This window comes from Amycolatopsis sp. NPDC089917, from assembly GCF_040684635.1.
Classification (GTDB): Bacteria; Actinomycetota; Actinomycetes; order Mycobacteriales; family Pseudonocardiaceae; genus Amycolatopsis.
The window spans coordinates 80,694-97,111 of the sequence record NZ_JBFBGL010000021.1; the positions used below are offsets into that span (position 1 = coordinate 80,694).

The following is a 16,418-nucleotide window of genomic DNA, read 5'->3' on the forward strand; positions in this document are numbered from 1 at the left end:
CTCGCATGCTAGCAAATGAGCACAAGCGGGATCGTGACCAGCGCCAGGGCCGCGCCGATCCACGGGATGGCGGTCAGCGAAGCGCCCAGGTTCAGCGCCCCGGCGGCGAAGGCCGGCGTGAGGCTGATGCCGAGTTGAAAGGCCGAGACGGTGGTCGCGCCGGCGAGGGTCGGGGCGTCCGACGCGATCGTGAACACCCGGCCGTAGAGCGCCGGATTGATCACGAAGGCCGCGACACCCAGCAGGAACACCAGCGGCACGACGACCCACGCGGTGTCCGCGAAGACGGCGAGCAGCGCGGAGAAGACCGCTATGCCGATGACCCCGCCGAGCAGCGCGTGGCGCGGGCGCCGGTCCGAGATCCGGCCGCCGACGGACAGTCCGGCGAAGGCGCCGATCCCGAACAACGCGAGCACAGCGGGGATCCAAACCAGGGGAACGACGTCCGCAAGCATCGCCGACAGGTAGTTGAACGACACCATGTACGCGGCGGTGCTCAGGATCGTGACGGCGTAGACACCCCACAGGCGCCAAGAACGCAGGGCGCTCAATTCCCCCGAAAGGCTCGGGGCGGCGGACGCGGTGGCGGGCAGGCCGGCGGCGCAGGCGACCACACCCACGGCCGTGAGCGCGACGACACCCCAGAACCCGCCGGTCCAGTCCGTGAGGTTGCTGAGCAGCGTGCCCGCGGGTCCCCCGGCCACCATCGCGACGCTGAGGCCGGTGACGACGACGCCGGACGCGCGGGCGTTGCGGTCCGGGGTCACCAGGCTGATCGCGGTCACGGCCGCGACGGCGAAGAACCCGGCGTAGGCGAGACCGGCCACGAACCGGGTGACCAGCAGGATCCAGTAGTCGTCGGCGAGCAGGCCGGTCGCGATGGCGGCGGCGAAGACGGCCTGCGTGACCATCAGCGCCGTCCGCCGGGGCCACTTCAGGCTGAGCACGGCGAACGGCGGCCCGCCCAGGACGACGCCGAGCGCGAACGCGGTGATGAGCACGCCCGCGGACGACAGGGAGACGCCGAGATCTTCAGCGGCCGAAGGCAGGACCCCGGCCATCAGGAACTCCGCACTGCCCATCGCGAACAGGCTGAAGGCGAGGAGATAGACCCCGGTGGGGAGCCGTTTCGTTTCGATCATGGCGCCAGCGTCGGCGCCTTCTGGCTGTTTCGGCAAAGAACTTTGCCGGAATCGGGACGAGCTGGTGTGCTGGCGGCATGGAGAGCGAACCCGCCGTCACCGCGGCGATCGAGCTGATCGCGCCCCGCCTGCGCCGTGCCCGGGAGAAGAAGGGCACGACGCTGGTGGAGCTCAGCCGCGCCACCGGCATCTCCACCAGCACCCTGTCCCGCCTCGAATCCGGGCAGCGCAAGCCGAGCCTCGAACTGGTGCTGCCGGTCATCGCCGCGCTGGGCGTGCGCGTCGACGAGATCGTCTCGTCACCGAGAGTGCTCGAAGCGCCCGAGGACGGCCGCGTTCTCATCCCGCTCACGCGGCATGAGAACGGGCCCCGCGCCTACAAGATGACGATCCCGGACGGCGACGACGAACCCCGCCCGCGCACGCACACCGGCCGCGAATGGCTTTACGTGCTGCGCGGCAGGCTCCGGCTCGTGCTCGGCGACCAGGACGTCGTCCTCGGCCCCGGCGAGGCGGCCGAATTCGACTGCCGGACGCCGCACTGGTTCGGCGCCACCGGCCGCGGGCGGGTCGAGGTGCTCAGCCTGTTCGGCAGGCGGGGCGAGCGGGTCCACGTCCGCGCCCGCACCCGGTGACGTCAGACGCGCTGCTGGATACGGATCAGGTTCCCGGCCGGGTCGCGGACGGCGCCGTCGCGCAGGCCGTACGGCTGGTCGGTCGGCTCCTGGATGATCTCGGCGTTCCCCTCGGCGAGGTGCTTGAAGAGGCCGTCGAGGTCGTCGGACGAGAACAGGATGCTCGCGTAGGTGCCCTTGGCCATCATCTCGCCGATGACGCGGCGCTCGTCCTCGGTGATGCCGGGATCGACGGCCGGCGGGTGCAGCACGATCGAAACGGGCTGCCCCGGCGGGCCGACGGTGATCCAGCGCATCCCCTCGTACCCGACGTCGTTGCGCACCTCGAAGCCGAGGAGGTCGCGGTAGAACGCGATGGCGGCTTCGGGGTCGTTCTGCGGGAGGAAGCTCCCGTGAATGGCGATGTCCATGCCGATCACGCTAGGTGAGACCGCTTTGCGGCGCTTCTCGATTCCTGATCGCCTCGGGTCACTCGATCGACGTCATGATCGTCATGGTCAGGGACTCCAGGGTGCCCTGGACGCCGTCAGACGACGTCCGCACGGCCTCCAGGAACCGTTCGAGCTGCTCGGGGCTGAATCCGGCCAGCGGGGCGAGCGACGGGTCGACGTTCACAGCGCACCTCGGTCTTCGACGGGTTTGATCTGCGGTTTGGCGGCCGGGTCCAGGTGCTCCCGCATCGCCGCGAGGAGCAGCAGCGCGTCCTCGCGTTTCGTGTCGGGGGCGCCGGCGGCGAAGAACGCGGCGATCCTGGCGTACTCGTCCTCCGGGAGCTCCCGGCGCAGGAGCATGAGCACGGTCCGGTTGACGCGTTGCGGGAAGTACAGCTCCTTGGCGATCTCCAGGAACCGCTCCCCCGTTTCGGGGGCGAACGCGCCCTGTTCGACGCCGGCGGCGATGGCGAACCGCATGTTCACCATCGGCTCCGACAACGCCGAGAGGTTCTCCTCGTCGTAGGTGACGGCGACCTCGTCGTCGGCGTCGATCCGCCCGGAGAAGTACTCCTCGTAGATCTTGCCGACGCCGACCATGCCGAACGGAGAGCATTCCGCCGCGCGCAAGGCGCCCATGCTCGACGAACCGAACATCGTGACGCCGCGGTCCATCGCTTCGAGCACCTCCTTCGGCGAGATGCACAGGCTCTGCAGGAACCGGCCGTCGACGATGCCGATGGCCTCCGGCGGCTCGGGCCGGGCCAGCAGTTCGGCGAGGTCGCCCCGTTTGACCGGCGGCAGGAACTCGACGTCGAGTTCGGCCGAGGCCGATTCGAGGTCGATGCTCGGGCCGATGAAAACCACTGCGCGCATGACGATCTCCTAGGCGGGCTTGGAAAGTTCGGCTGCCCGGATGCGGGCGGAGAGTTCCAGCAGCGTGTCGTTCCAGACCGCCGCGCCTCGCGGGCCGATCTTGCAGTGGTCGACGGCCCACGATTCGAGCCGCGGCACGATCACCCGGACGACGCTCACCGGGATCCCTGGCGGCGAGAGATCGACAGCGAGGGCGCGGTCGATGCCGGCGGCGCGGATCCGGTCCAGGATCAGCTTGATGTCGGTCATCACGTCGTCGGTGGTCCACGACGGGATCTCGTCGAACGCGACCTGTTTGCGCATCGGCTGCCAGGCCCACGCGCCCTTGTCGATCGTCGCCGACCGCTGGACGTGGTTCTGGTACTTGGACACGTTCTCGGTCGGGAGCCGGATGTCCTCGCGCATCGCCTGGATGTCGACCGCGCGGCCCTGCGCGCATTCGGTGATGGCGCGGATGAGCGCGACGTTCGCGTCGGGATGCGTGCCGAACCCGCCGTGCCCCTGCGACGTCGTCGGGCCGAGGTCTTCGGAGGTCGCGGCGAGGAAGCTCGGGATCTCCAGATCCGAGGTGATGTGCACGATCCGCATCTTCAGCCCGGCGTCGTGGAACTTGTCCACGAGGGATTTCGCCAGCGGCGGCAGCGTTTCGAGGTCCACGTGCGGATGCAGCTCACGCAGGTACGACGTGATGTGCTCCGGCTGCGGTTCGACGAAGATGCCCTTCTCCAGCACCTGCGCGAGCTGGCTGCTCACGAGTTCGGCGTTGGTCATCGAATCGCGTTCGATCAGCTCGGTGAGCGCGTGGCAGATGGCCTCTTCGAGGCTGTTGCCGGACGCCAGGCCGTTGGTCGAAAGCACCTTGTAGCAAGGAGGTTCGTGGAACTTCAGCCCGTAGACGGCGGACGCCTGCGGGATGAGGATCGACTCTTCGTTCATCAGGTCGTACGCCTCGACCCACGAGATCGGGAGGTCGTCACGGTAGTGCGCGGAAAGCTCCGCGTTGTTCTCACGCGGGTCCAGCACCGTGCGGCCTTCGGCGACCAGTTCCTCGTAGGACGCGATGACCTGCGGCCGCACGGGAAGCGCGGCCGAGAACCGCTCGATCGCCTCCATCGCCGCGGACGTCCTGGCGTCGATGTTCGTCAGGCCCTTGCCGTTGTAGACCGAGATGATGTCGTTGGAGCGCGGCGCGATGGCGTTGTAGACCGGGATGCCGACCCGGTCGAGCCAGGTGATCTCCGCGACCCGGGTCACCCCGGCGCGCCGCAGGTGCGGCTCGATCCGCGCGTAGGTCTGTTCGGCGGTGAACTCCCGGTGCACCCCGCCGCCCCCGACCTTCGGAACGCTCTTCCTGAGTTTCATCGCACTCCCTCGTATCCGGCGTTCGCTGGAACCGCTTCGGCGAGCAATCGTTCCCATGCCTCGGTTTCGCGCTCCGGATCCGCCGAAGCGCGGCGCGCGGCGCATTGCCACCGCATTTGTGTGAAGAGCCCGTCCCGGTCGTGCTCGGCGGCGTCGAGCACGGCGGCGAGCGCCGCCGTGTCACCGACCGGGAAATACCCGGCGTAGTCCTCGCCGAGCAGCCCGACCGAACCCGGGATGCGGGTGGACACGATCGGGACGCTCGCCGCGAGCGCTTCGGTGACGACGTTCGCGCCGCCCTCGTGCAACGACGTGAGCACCAGCAGGCGGCTGCGGGCGAGGACGGCGAGCGCTTCCGGCCTCGGCAACGGGCCGAGCCAGGTGTAGCGCGGGTTCTCCGCCGACTCGGCGCGCAGCCGGTCGCCGATGTCGTCCTCGCGCACGCCGCCGACGTGCGTCACGGTGATCCGCGACGACGACGGCAGCAGGCGCACCGCCTCGCTCAGCCGCAGTGGATCCTTGACCGGTCTGGCGTGCGCGAGGAACGCGATCTCGAACCGGTCCGGAGCGGGCGGCTCGCCCGAGATCGGCGGCATCGACTGGGTGATCACCCTGGTCCGGCTCCGCAGCCCGGGCGGGACCTGCAGAACTCCTTGGGACTGCAGGACGACGATCCGCGCGGCGCGTTCGAGCAGGGCCAGGTCGACGCCGGCGGTGGCCAGGTCCGGGTAGAGATCCGTACCGGTCAACGCGATCACGACGGGCGACTCCGGGCACGCGGCGGTGAAGGCGCGGATGGCGGCCTCGCTTTTGCGTGCGTGCAACGCGATCAGCAGGTCGTGGTGCCCGCCGTCGTAGTCCTGCACGACGCGGACCTCGTGGCCGAGGTCGCGCAGCAGATGCGCCCAGCGGCGCGCGGTGACGCCGTTGCCGTAGTCGCTGGCTTCGGGGACGGGTCCCGCGACGAGGATCCTCATCGGACGCGGTCCGTGTCGTAGGCGAGCCATTTCCCGAAGGCGCGCACGGCTTCGTCGGCCGGGATCGTGGCCGTCCAGCCGAGTTCCGCGGCGGCGAGGCCCAGTTTCAGCACAGGTGTCTCCGTCGTCGAAGTGACGTATTCCGTCGGTACGGAACGGACCGAGGCGCAGACGACCTTCGCCAGCTCGTTGCCAGTGAGCGTCGCCGTCGCGATGTCGTACACCGGCGCGACCGGGTCGCCGGTCAGCACCGCGTCGATCGCGCTCGCCAGGTCGCGCACGTCGGTGAACTGGTGGACGCGATCGGGGTCGACAGGCAGGGCCCGCCGGGTCCAGGCGAGCTCGATCCACCGCGCCACCAGGGAATCCGCCGGGGTGTGCGGGCCGATCGGTGTCGCGAACCGCAGAACGTGCTCGCGAGGGCCGGTGTCGACGATCGCGCAGAAGACGTCGCCGGGATCCGCCAGGTCGCCGAGGTGGACGAGTCGCGTTTCCCCGGACGCCCTCGCGCTGTCGACGACGTCGTGGCCGAATTCGGCCAGCAGGCTCGCGAGATGTTCGGCGAGGGTGCCCCCGGGGCCGGTGATCGCGACCTGGATACCGCTTCCGCGACGCGGACGGCGAGGGCGGGAAGCTCGGTCGCGCCCGGCGGCGAAGGCGTGTACGGCCACATCGTGATGCGAGGGCGTGATCGCCTCGATTTCGGAAGCGATGAGCTGATCGCAGAGACCGCCCGGCCCGATCGTCGCGAGCGCCTGGTCCAGAGCCGCACCGCTGTGTTCCACAGTGGACAGACCCATCGTGTACGCGGTCAGCCAGGTCTGCCAGGCGGCTTCGGACCGGTCCGAAGCCCGCTCGAATTCGGCCCGGCACTCCTGCGGCGAAATCCCCGATCGCCGCAGGAGCCGTTCCGTGCCGAGGTACTCCCAGTACCCGTCGCCGCGCACGGCGCATTCGGAGGTCAGGTGTTTGTGGAAAGGGATCACTTCGTGCTCGGCGATGACGCTTCCGGCTCTCGCGGGAGCGACGCCGGAGAAACACGCGGAACGCCGCAGACCGTGCGCGTCGTTCCCGGCGACACTGGGCAGACCGGAATGCTCGACGGTGTTCGGCACCGCGACGCGGACCGGCACTTCCAGCGCTTTGAGATAACGGAACATCAGCACGTCACACGGCCAGCCGTCGCCGTCGCGGACCGCGTATCCGGCATAACCGCGGGCGATTTCGGCGGGCAGCATCAGCGCGAGACAAGGAGCGTATTCGTTGACCGCCGTCGCCCAGTCCGCTCCCGAGGCCGCGGCCATCCGCACGGCCGCGCCGTTGCGGGAGTTCCAATTGGCGTAGAAGGCGATCGCGTCGTCCGGCAGCAGCTCGGCGGCTTTCCTGGCGTGCTCGAAGAAACCGTCCGCGAGCTCGATGTCGTCCTGCAGGACGAGGAAATGCGTCGCCTCGTCGGGAACGCTGCTCCAGGCCAGTTTCGTGGTGCGCGCGGCCGTCGGCGGGCCGTCCGGATCGGGATCCAGCACCACTTTCGTCGCGCCGGCGGGATCGAGTCGCGCGAGCGCTTCCGCCTCCGCCCGGCGCCGGGGGTGCGCCATGACGGCGCCGCACACCCGAATCTCGACCATCGCAACCCCCAGCGTCATTTTCTCGCGGACCGGGAAAGTGTGGCAGCGCACCCCGGCCCGCCTCTTCTCCCATGCTGCGAATGGGACGCCACCGGTGAGGTTCTCCTCGATTGCCGCTCTTTTCCTCATGCGATTCCGATGAGGATTTCACGGGTAGCCTCATGAGCAAGTACCGATACGGACGGAATGGGCGGGCGATGACGGATATCCTCTTCGTATGCGTGCACAACGCGAGCCGATCGCAGATGGCCGCCGCGCTGTTGAAGCATCACGGATTCGGCCGGGTGACCGTGCGGTCGGCGGGCTGCGAACCGGCGGACGAGATCAATCCGCTCGTGGCGGGCGCGCTCGCGGAATGGGACGTCGACATCTCGGGCGAGGTGCCGAGCCAGGTCACCTACGAGGACGTGGCCGCGGCCGACGTCGTGATCACCATGGGCTGCAAGACCTACCCGGTCGCCGAGGGGCCGCGGTACGTCGAGTGGGTCGTCCCCAACCCGGAACACGAAGGGATCACCGGGATCCGGCCGCTGCGGGACGACATGGACCGCCGCGTGCGCGAGCTCCTTTCGTCCCTTGTGGACGAAAGGAGCCCGCGGACGGCGGTCAGGCTTTGACGCCCTGCACGATGAGCCGCTTGGCGCGCTTGTCGTAGGGAGCGCCGTCGAAACCGCCGTAGGCCTCGACGTCGGTGAAGCCGGCGTCCTCGAACAGGCGGCGCAGTTCCGCCGCGCTGTAGATGAACGACTGGATGTGCGCCGAACGCGCGACGTCGCCGTCGACCAGCGTCCAGTCGGTGCGCAGCTTGGTCCAGTCCTCGAGAACGCTGTGCCGCATGTACGCGATGCCTTCCGGCTGCGGGAAAGCGTGCGTGCGGCCGATGTTCTTCGCGACGATCTCCTTGCCGAACACCTCCAGCAGCAGCTTGCCACCGGGCGCCAGGCTGGTGTGCGCGTTGCGCAGCACCTGGAGGTTCTTCTCGGCCTCGTCGAAATAGCCGAACGAGGTGTACATGTTCAGCACGACGTCGAAACCGCCGGGGCGCACGAATTCGAGCATGTCGCCCTGGACGAGTTCCGCGGAAACGCCGGCGTCGGCCGCGGCCTGCTTGGCGCGGTCCAGGACGGGCGCGTTGAGGTCGACGCCGGTCACCTGGTAACCCTTGCGGGCGAGGGGAACGACGAACCGGCCCGGCCCGCAGCACAGGTCGAGCACCCGGGAACCCGACGGGAAGGCCAGCAACGGCGACTCACGCACGAGTTCGTCGGCCTCGACGGTCAGGTACTGCGGCCACATCAACTCGGAGAAACCCGACCACAGGCCATCGTCGGAGTACCAGGTCATTTTCGTCCTCCCTAGGGCGCCATCAGGCAGTGACCCGATTCTCTGCCGTGCCGTCCGCGGGACATCTCCTCGACTGCGGGCGATGCGCGGGACAGCACGACGGGAGAAGCATTCGCGCCCGTGATCGGCGACCATGAACTCTTCACATCGCGGTCGTGCCCTGATCACTGTTCGTGATGATCCGGCGGCGACAGAATGCAAGGTAAACGGAACCAGAAGGGTTCAATCATGGCAAAGGACCGCGACGGGGATCCCGCGATCGAAGCGTCCGGGTTGACGAAGATCTACGGCGAGAAACGAGCACTCGACGGGCTCGACCTCACCGTTCCCGCGGGAACGGTGTACGGCGTTCTCGGCCCCAACGGGGCGGGCAAGACCACTTCGGTGAAGGTGCTGGCGACGCTGCTGCGTCCCGACGGAGGACAGGCCAAGGTCTTCGGTCACGACGTCGTGCGCGAGGCGGACGCCGTCCGTGCGCGAGTGAGTCTCACGGGTCAGTACGCCTCGGTGGACGACGACCTGACCGGGGTGGAGAACCTCATCCTGCTGTGCCGCCTGCTCGGCCACGGCAAGTCCGCCGCGAAGGCGCGCACCGAACAGCTCCTCAACGCGTTCGGGCTGACCGAGGCGGCCGGTCGTCAGGTGAAGAACTACTCCGGCGGTATGCGGCGGCGGCTCGACATCGCGGCCAGCATCGTCAACACGCCGGATCTGCTCTTCCTCGACGAGCCGACCACCGGTCTCGACCCGCGCAGCCGCAACCAGGTCTGGGACATCGTGCGCGCGGTCGTCAAACGCGGCACCACCGTGCTGCTGACCACCCAGTACCTCGACGAGGCCGACCAGCTCGCCAGCCGCATCGCTGTCGTCGACCACGGCAAGGTCATCGCCGAGGGCACCCCCGGCCAGCTGAAGGCGTCGATCGGCGTCGGTGCGATCCACCTGCGGCTGCGGCACTCGAACCAGCGGACCGACGCGCAGAACGTGCTCGCCAAGTTCCTGGAGCAGCCCACGCTTTCCGAGCATGACGAGGTCCTGGTCAGCGCCCGGATCCCGGGTGTGGAAGGCGACGCCGGCATGGCCGAGTGGGCTTCCAAGGCCCTGCACGAACTTTCGCTGCGGGACATCGTCGTCGACGAGTTCTCGCTCGGGCAGCCGAGCCTCGACGAAGTGTTCCTGGCGCTCACCGACCGGCCCGCGACGCCGGAGACCGCCGCTAAGGAGGGGGCGAACCGATGACTTCCACCATCAAGCCGACCGAAACGACCGAAGAGGCCGAGGAGACCCGGCCCGCCGACGTCGACGCGCTCGACGCGGTTCTCGCGTCGGTCGACCGGCCCAAGCGCCCCAGCGCGCTCTCCGCCTCGCTGACCTTCGGCTGGCGGGCCGCGCTGAAGATCAAGCACCTGCCCGAGCAGCTGTTCGACGTCACGGGCTTCCCGATCATCATGACCGTGATGTTCACGTACCTCTTCGGTGGCGCCATCGGCGGTTCGACCGAGGCGTACCTGGACTACCTGCTCCCGGGCATCCTCGCCATCACCGTCGTGATGATCACGATGTACACCGGTGTCGCGGTGAACAGCGACATCGCCAAGGGTGTCTTCGACCGTTTCCGGACGCTGCCGATCTGGCGCCCCGCCACGATCGTCGGCTACCTGCTCGGCGACTTCCTGCGCTACCTCATCGGCTGCGTCGTCATCATCGCCGTCGGCCTGATCATGGGTTACAACCTGGGCAGTGTCGCCGGCACGGTCGGCGCCGTAGCCCTGCTGCTGGTGTTCTCGTTCTCGCTCTCCTGGATCTGGACGTTCCTCGGCCTGTCCATGCGGTCCGAGAAGACCGTGATGAGCGTGAGCATGGTGGCGCTGTTCCCGCTGACGTTCCTGTCCAACGTGTTCGTGCAGCCGTCCACGATGCCCGGCTGGCTCGAAGCCGCGGTCAGCTGGAACCCGATCACCCACCTGGTCACCGCGATGCGGGGCCTGATGAGCGGCAGCCCGAACGCCGGCGAGATCATCTGGGTGCTGGTCGCGAGCGTCGTCTTGATCGCGGGCTTCGGCTCCGCCACGATGGCCGCCTACAAGCGGAAGTAAGAAGGGGAAAAGAATGAAGTACATGGTCCTGCTCTACTCGCACCCCGAGCCGTGGGGACATCCGGTGGAGGAATTCACCCCGGAGTTCTCGAACCTTTCCGCGGACGAGCGCAAGAAGCACTTCGAAGCATTCGAGGCGCTGCTCGGCCGTTTGCACGAAAACGGTGAGCTGGTCGGCGGGGAAGCGCTCGGAGACCCGGCGAAGGCGAGCCTTTACGAGGTCGGTTCCGACGGTTCGAAGAAGAAGAGCGAAGGCCCGTATTCGTCGACGAAGGACCACCTCGCCGGCTTCTTCCTGATCGAGGCCAAGGACCAGGCCCGTGCCGACGAGATCGCCGAGGAGTTCGCCGCTCCCGGACAGAGCGTCGAGCTGCGGCCGATCTGGACCGGCGGCGAATAGGCCCCAGGCGAAAGGGCCGGACCGGGGATTCCCCGGTCCGGCCCTTTCGGTGCGCCGCTAGGAGATTCGCTTGGTCAGGTGCACGGTGACCTTGTCGCCGATCTCCTTCTGGATGACCTTGCGGAACGGCTTGCGCAGCGGCAGCATGTGCACGCCGCCGCCGATCGGGAGCATGCTCGCCTCGTAGTCGTGGCCGTCCACGGTGCCACTGACCTTGACGGCCTTCCCGGTGCCGAAGAACTCCGCGGAGTCCGGCATGTTCACGCACGGCCAGCCGCTGTTGCCGTCGGGAATGACTTCGGCCTCGAAGGTGATGTCGATCGCTTGCGGTGTCTTGTCAGCCATACTCTCAGATCTTCCTCGTCGTCAGTTTGCGCTATCGGGGTGGAGAATCGAATCCGCGGCCTTTTCGGCGATGGCGATGACCGGGGCGTTGGTATTGCCCCGCACGATCGTCGGCATGACGGAAGCGTCCACGACACGAAGTGATTCTATTCCAAGAACCCGCAATTGCGCATCCACGACGCGGCCCATTCCACAGGTCCCCACCGGATGGTGGCCGGTGAGCACGTTCCGTCGCGTGAACTCGGCCAGATCCGCGTCCGTGCCGGAGGCGGGAGCGGCGATGGCGTCGAGCGTGTACGGCTTGAGCGCGACCTGCCGGGAGAGTTCCAGGCTGATCCGCACCCCTTCGATCGCCATCGCGAGGTCGGCGGGGTCGGAGAGGTAGTTCTGCACGATCTTCGGCTTGGCCGTCGGTTCGGAACTGAACAGGGTCACGTTCCCGCGCGTGCGCGGCTTCGCCACCGACGCGCCGAACGAGATCGCGTGCCGCGACGGCGGCGAGAGGAAGCCGTCGGAGATCATCAACGGCATGCAGATGAACTGAAGATCCGGCGCGTCACCGTCGATCGTCACGAACCCGCCGGTCTCCGGGCCGCCCGAGGTGAGGAAGCCGGTCGCGTCGCGTTCGTACGCCTCGGCGTGTTCGGGGTCGCCGGCGGCGAGGAGGCTCACCGGTTTGTCGTGCCCGAAGCTCAGCCAGACATGCGGATGGTCCTGCAGCCGCTGCCCGACGTCGGGCAGGTCGACGACGACGTCGATGCCGAACGCGCGCAAGTGGTCCGCCGGGCCGATTCCCGAGTGCATCAGGATCTTCGGCGAGTTGTAGGTGCCGGCGCTGATGACGACCTCGCGTTCGGCGCGGATCTCGACGAGCTCGTCGAGCCGGTTGCCGACGATCCCGACCGCACGGCCGTTTTCGACGAGGACCCGGTGCACCTCGAGATCGGTCTCGACGGTGAGGTTCGGCCGGTCCAGCACGGGCCGCAGGAACTCCGACGCGGTGCTGGCCCGGCGGCCGTCCCGCTGCGTGACCTGGAACGCGCCGAACCCTTCCTGCGTGGCGCCGTTGAAGTCGGTGTTGTGGTGGTAGCCCGCTTCGAGCGCGGCCGCGATGAACGCGGCCGAACTGGGGTTCCCCGCCCGGCCGTCGCTGACCCGCAGCGGGCCCCCGACGCCGTGGAACTCGTCCTCGCCGCGTTCGTTGTCCTCCGAACGCCGGAAATACGGGAGTATCCCGGTGAAATCCCAACCGGGCTGACCCCACTCGTCGAAGTCCGCGCGATTGCCGCGCACGTACGCGCCGCCGTTCACCGAACTCCCGCCACCGACCACCCGCGCCTGCGGCAGGTAGACCCGCCGCCCTTCGCAGTGCGGCTCCTGATGGGTGTCGAAGTCCCAGTCGTACCGGGTCTTGAAGAATTTCCCACCGGCGACGGGGACCACGAAGTTCGGATGATCGTCGGACGGTCCCGCTTCGACCAGAACGACGGAGACGGAGGGATCCGCGCTCAATCGGTTAGCGAGGACGCAACCGGACGCACCGGCCCCAACCACGACAAAATCGGCCATACCGGGAATTTAGCAAGATCGACAGGGGCCGGGTTTCTTCTCGGTTGCGGCAAGAATTCCTGATTCCTGCGGCAATCAGCGAGAAGACCGCTTTGCCCGTCTCCCCTAGCGTGGTTCGTGTCCGATGCCGGAATCCGCGGAGGGAAAGCAGAAATGACCAACGCCAGCGAGGCGCCAGGGAGCGCGGAGTACGCGGCAGCGCTTCAGGCTCTGGACCGCAAGCACCTCATCCACCCGCATCAGAACCCGACCCGGACCGAACGCAACATCTTCGTGCGTGGCAAGGGATCCGTGGTGTGGGACGCGGCGGACGTCCCGTTCATCGACGGGATGGCGGGCGGCAACTGGGTGGTCGCCGTCGGCCACGGCCGCGCCGAACTCGCCGAGGTCGCGGCGTCGCAGGCGGAGAAGCTGGAGTACTTCTCGCTGTGGCGCGAGTACTCGAACGAGCCGGCGATCCGGCTCGGCGCCCGCCTCGCGGAGCTCGCCCCGGCGGGGATGAGCAAGATCCACTTCACCAGCGGCGGTTCGGACGGCACGGAGGCGGCGCTCAAGATCGCGCGGCGGTACCACTTCGAACGCGGCGAGACCGAGCGGACCTGGATCATCGGACGGCAGTTCGGTTACCACGGAACGACCCTGGCCGGCGGTTCGGTCAGCGGCATGGACGACATGCACTTCGGTGCCGGGCCGACCATGCCGCACGTCACCAAGGTCAGCCCGCCCATGCTCTCCCACCCGGAGATGTTCGGCGGCCAGGACCCGACCGACTTCCTCCTGCGGGAACTGGAAACCGAGATCCTCCGCGTCGGCCCGGAGAAGATCGCCGCGATGATCGGCGAGCCGGTGATGGGCGGCGGCGGCGTCATCGTCCCGCCGGAGGACTACTGGCCGCGGATCCGCACGCTGCTGAGCAAGTACGGCATCCTGCTGATCGCCGACGAGGTCATCACCGGCTTCGGCCGCACCGGCGACTGGTTCGCCTCGGCGCACTACAGCCCGGACATCATCGTCACCGCCAAGGGGATCTCCAGCGGCTACGCGCCGCTCGGCGCCGTCCTCATGCGCGACGAGATCGGCGAGGTCATGGTCGGCAACCCGGAGAAGTTCTTCTTCCACGGGCTGACCTACTCGGGACACCCGGTCGCCTGCGCGCTCGCGCTGACGAACCTCGACATCATCGAGCGGGAGAACATCCTCGGCCAGGCCAAGAAGATCGAGAGCTGGTTCGTCGAGGGCCTCGAAGGCGTCCGGGACCTCCCGATCGTCCACGACGTCCGCGTGCACGGCGCGATGGTCGGCATCGAACTGACCGCGGACCCGAACACCGGCGAGCCGATGCCGTTCGACCGCATGGTCGCCATCATCGACGACCTGCGCGGCGAGCACCGCGTCCTCGCCCGCGACTACGGGCCCACCCTCGTCGTCGGCCCGCCGCTCGTGCTGGAGCAGGAGCAGGCCGCGGACATCTCCACCGCCATCACCGACGTACTAAGGAACCGGTCATGACCTCGTTCAAAGTGGACATCCCGCAGGAAGCCATCGACGACCTGCGCAGACGGCTCGCCGACACCCGCTGGCCCGCCGAGACCCCCGACGTCGGCTGGACCCGCGGTGTCCCGCAGTCGTACCTGAAGGAGCTCGTCGAGTACTGGCGCACCGAGTACGACTGGCGCGCGACGGAAGCCAAGATCAACCAGTTCCCCCAGGTGGTCACGAACATCGACGGGGCGAACATCCACTACCTGCACGTGCGGTCGCCGGAGCCGGACGCCACGCCGATGGTGATGACCACCGGCTGGCCCAGCTCGATCATCGAGTACCTGGACCTCATCGGGCCGCTGACCGACCCGCGTTCGCACGGCGGCGACCCGAAGGACGCCTACCACCTGGTCATCCCGACGTTGCCGGGCTTCGGTTTCTCCACGCCGCTGACGCAGCACGGCTGGCTGGTCCCGAAGATGTCGGAGATCTGGGGCAAGCTCATGGCCGAGATCGGCTATGACCGCTACATCGTGCAGGGCGCGGACTGGGGTTCGTTCATCTCCATCATCCTCGCCGCGATGAAGCCGGAGAACGTCCTCGCCGCGCACGTGAACTTCCTGGTGACCCAGCCCGCCGACGCGAGCGACCTCGAAGGATTGAGCCAGGAAGAGCTCGAACTGCTCGACCCGTACATGCTCCCCGCGCCCGGGTACATGGTCGAGCACGCGACGCGGCCGCAGACGCTGAGCTACAGCCTCGCCGACTCCCCGGTCGGGCAACTCGCCTGGTACATCGAAAAGTTCCACGCGTGGTCGGGCGCCGTCGACTCGCCCGAAGAGGTCTTCGACCGCGATGACCTGCTCGCCACCGTGACGCTGTACTGGCTCACCGGGTCGGCAGGCAACGCGGCGCACTTCTACTGCGACAACGCGGCCTTCACCCGGACCTCGGCGACGCCGCATCCCGAACTGGCCGTCGCGCACCCGCGGTTCGAGGAGTACAAGACGTTCGTCGCTCCCCTGCCGCCGATCTCCACGCCGATCGGTGTCGCCGCCTACAAGTACGACATCATGGAACCGATCCGCACCTACGCGGACCGCGCGTTCTCCGACATCGTGCAGTGGCGGCGGCTCGACCGGGGCGGTCACTTCCCGGGCCTGGAAGCGCCGGACCTCTTCCTCGACGACCTCCGGAAGTTCAAGCAGGCCTTGCGCGCGAGGGGCACGGACAAGTGACTGAAGCCAACATCGAGAACCTCGACTACGGCAACCGCGATCTCCCGATCGAGAAGGTGACGTCCGCCGACGGCACCACCATCGCCTACGAGAAGTCGGGCACCGGGCCGCCGGTGATCATCATCGGCGGCGGCCTGAACGAGAAGGCGATGCACGCCGAACTCGCCGAAGGCCTGTCCGAGAACTTCACCGTGTACAACTACGATCGCCGGGCCCGTGGCGACAGCGACGACAAGCGCGTCGGACCGTACACAGTGGACCGTGAGATCGAGGACCTGGTCGCGGTGATCGAAGCCGCGGGCGGCACCGCCCACGTCTTCGCGAACTGCACCGGTTCGATGATCGCCGTCCCGGCGGCCGCGCGCGGCGTCCCGATGATCAAGCTGGCCATGTACGAACCCCCGTACAGCGGCCCGAAGGTCCCGCCGGGCTACACCGAGCAGCTCAGGGAACTGCTCGAACAGGACCGGATCAAGGACGCCGTCTCCCTGTTCCTGAAGTGGGACGCGCTGTTCACCGACGACGAGATCGAGTTCTTCTCGACGCATCCGATCTGGCCGGCGTTCGAGGCGATGGCGCACTCGATGCCGTACGACTCGATCCTGTCCGACGACGCGGACCGCGTCCCGGTCGAGGAGCTGTCCGCGATCACGGTGCCGAGCCTCGTGCTCGGCGGGAACAAGAGTCCACAGTGGATGAAGGACATGTGCCAGGCCGTCGCCGACGGGATCCCGCGGGGTGAGTACGTCACCATGGACACCGCGGGGCACCTGATGGACGACACGCTGGGCGCGGAGCTGCTGACGAAGTTCTTCCGCTGAGATAGGCGGCGTGACTCACGTGATCAGACGCGTGACTCACGTGATCAGAGACGGAACTCGCGTGATCACGCG

At 68.0% G+C, this 16,418-nt stretch carries 18 protein-coding genes; 8 read left to right on the forward strand and 10 right to left on the reverse strand.

Annotation, left to right across the window (positions count from 1 at the left end):
• Positions 1-8: 8 nt before the first annotated feature.
• On the reverse strand, positions 9-1,142 hold the full coding sequence (locus tag AB0N89_RS17655; protein WP_364205534.1) for an MFS transporter: 1,134 nt from the start codon (positions 1,140-1,142) through the stop codon (positions 9-11).
• Between the two features lie 77 nt (positions 1,143-1,219).
• Between AB0N89_RS17655 and AB0N89_RS17660 the strand changes: the two genes are divergently transcribed.
• Entirely contained in the window at positions 1,220-1,777 is a 558-nt protein-coding gene (locus AB0N89_RS17660; protein WP_364205536.1) for an XRE family transcriptional regulator, read from the forward strand.
• Between the two features lie 2 nt (positions 1,778-1,779).
• Here AB0N89_RS17660 and AB0N89_RS17665 read toward each other — a convergent pair whose 3' ends face one another.
• Genes AB0N89_RS17665 through AB0N89_RS17690 form a run of 6 tightly spaced genes read right to left on the reverse strand, consistent with a single transcriptional unit; the run spans position 1,780 to position 7,051 of the window.
• Complete coding sequence (locus AB0N89_RS17665) at positions 1,780-2,187, reverse strand: VOC family protein (protein ID WP_364205538.1); 408 nt, start codon at positions 2,185-2,187, stop codon at positions 1,780-1,782.
• Positions 2,188-2,245: 58 nt separating this feature from the next.
• Complete coding sequence (locus tag AB0N89_RS17670) at positions 2,246-2,392, reverse strand: hypothetical protein (RefSeq protein WP_191255514.1); 147 nt, start codon at positions 2,390-2,392, stop codon at positions 2,246-2,248.
• Positions 2,389-3,084 (reverse strand): TfuA-like protein, encoded by a 696-nt coding sequence (locus AB0N89_RS17675; protein ID WP_364205540.1) that lies wholly within the window; start codon positions 3,082-3,084, stop codon positions 2,389-2,391. The genes AB0N89_RS17670 and AB0N89_RS17675 overlap by 4 nt, the downstream gene beginning before the upstream one ends.
• A 9-nt stretch (positions 3,085-3,093) precedes the next feature.
• Positions 3,094-4,446 carry a YcaO-like family protein gene (locus tag AB0N89_RS17680; RefSeq protein WP_364205541.1) on the reverse strand — a complete coding sequence of 451 codons (1,353 nt, stop codon included), beginning with the start codon at positions 4,444-4,446 and terminating at the stop codon, positions 3,094-3,096.
• A complete protein-coding gene (senB, locus tag AB0N89_RS17685) occupies positions 4,443-5,423 on the reverse strand; it encodes a selenoneine biosynthesis selenosugar synthase SenB (RefSeq protein ID WP_364205543.1) in 981 nt (326 codons plus the stop codon). Before senB ends, AB0N89_RS17680 begins: the two co-directional genes overlap by 4 nt.
• Positions 5,420-7,051 carry a hypothetical protein gene (locus AB0N89_RS17690; protein WP_364205545.1) on the reverse strand — a complete coding sequence of 544 codons (1,632 nt, stop codon included), beginning with the start codon at positions 7,049-7,051 and terminating at the stop codon, positions 5,420-5,422. The genes senB and AB0N89_RS17690 overlap by 4 nt, the downstream gene beginning before the upstream one ends.
• A gap of 197 nt (positions 7,052-7,248) precedes the next feature.
• Here AB0N89_RS17690 and AB0N89_RS17695 point away from each other — a divergent pair, with 197 nt between their 5' ends.
• Entirely contained in the window at positions 7,249-7,668 is a 420-nt protein-coding gene (locus tag AB0N89_RS17695; RefSeq protein ID WP_364205547.1) for a phosphotyrosine protein phosphatase, read from the forward strand.
• Here AB0N89_RS17695 and AB0N89_RS17700 read toward each other — a convergent pair.
• Positions 7,658-8,395, reverse strand: a complete 738-nt coding sequence (locus AB0N89_RS17700) for a methyltransferase domain-containing protein (protein WP_364205549.1) — start codon at positions 8,393-8,395, stop codon at positions 7,658-7,660. The two genes, AB0N89_RS17695 and AB0N89_RS17700, sit on opposite strands and share 11 nt — an antisense overlap.
• Before the next feature lie 228 nt (positions 8,396-8,623).
• On the opposite strand from AB0N89_RS17700, the gene AB0N89_RS17705 reads away from it, so the two are divergent.
• From AB0N89_RS17705 to AB0N89_RS17715, 3 genes are read left to right on the forward strand one after another with little or no spacing between them, the layout of a single operon-like run.
• Entirely contained in the window at positions 8,624-9,634 is a 1,011-nt protein-coding gene (locus tag AB0N89_RS17705) for an ATP-binding cassette domain-containing protein (protein ID WP_364205550.1), read from the forward strand.
• The gene (locus tag AB0N89_RS17710) at positions 9,631-10,491 is read left to right on the forward strand and encodes an ABC transporter permease (RefSeq protein ID WP_364205552.1); all 861 of its coding nucleotides are present in this window, start codon (positions 9,631-9,633) and stop codon (positions 10,489-10,491) included. The genes AB0N89_RS17705 and AB0N89_RS17710 overlap by 4 nt, the downstream gene beginning before the upstream one ends.
• Before the next feature lie 13 nt (positions 10,492-10,504).
• Positions 10,505-10,891 (forward strand): YciI family protein, encoded by a 387-nt coding sequence (locus tag AB0N89_RS17715; protein WP_364205554.1) that lies wholly within the window; start codon positions 10,505-10,507, stop codon positions 10,889-10,891.
• Between the two features lie 57 nt (positions 10,892-10,948).
• On the opposite strand, the gene AB0N89_RS17720 is transcribed toward AB0N89_RS17715, so the two are convergent.
• Both AB0N89_RS17720 and AB0N89_RS17725 read right to left on the reverse strand, forming a co-directional pair.
• Positions 10,949-11,236 carry a DUF1905 domain-containing protein gene (locus tag AB0N89_RS17720; RefSeq protein ID WP_191255523.1) on the reverse strand — a complete coding sequence of 96 codons (288 nt, stop codon included), beginning with the start codon at positions 11,234-11,236 and terminating at the stop codon, positions 10,949-10,951.
• A 21-nt stretch (positions 11,237-11,257) separates the two neighbouring features.
• Positions 11,258-12,805: a GMC family oxidoreductase N-terminal domain-containing protein gene (locus AB0N89_RS17725; protein ID WP_364205556.1), complete on the reverse strand. Its 1,548-nt coding sequence runs from the start codon at positions 12,803-12,805 to the stop codon at positions 11,258-11,260.
• A gap of 153 nt (positions 12,806-12,958) precedes the next feature.
• Between AB0N89_RS17725 and AB0N89_RS17730 the strand changes: the two genes are divergently transcribed.
• Genes AB0N89_RS17730 through AB0N89_RS17740 form a run of 3 tightly spaced genes read left to right on the forward strand, consistent with a single transcriptional unit; the run spans position 12,959 to position 16,346 of the window.
• Positions 12,959-14,314, forward strand: a complete 1,356-nt coding sequence (locus AB0N89_RS17730) for an aspartate aminotransferase family protein (protein ID WP_364205558.1) — start codon at positions 12,959-12,961, stop codon at positions 14,312-14,314.
• On the forward strand, positions 14,311-15,525 hold the full coding sequence (locus tag AB0N89_RS17735; RefSeq protein WP_364205560.1) for an epoxide hydrolase family protein: 1,215 nt from the start codon (positions 14,311-14,313) through the stop codon (positions 15,523-15,525). Before AB0N89_RS17730 ends, AB0N89_RS17735 begins: the two co-directional genes overlap by 4 nt.
• Entirely contained in the window at positions 15,522-16,346 is an 825-nt protein-coding gene (locus tag AB0N89_RS17740; RefSeq protein ID WP_364205562.1) for an alpha/beta hydrolase, read from the forward strand. The genes AB0N89_RS17735 and AB0N89_RS17740 overlap by 4 nt, the downstream gene beginning before the upstream one ends.
• The last annotated feature ends 72 nt before the right edge of the window (positions 16,347-16,418 follow it).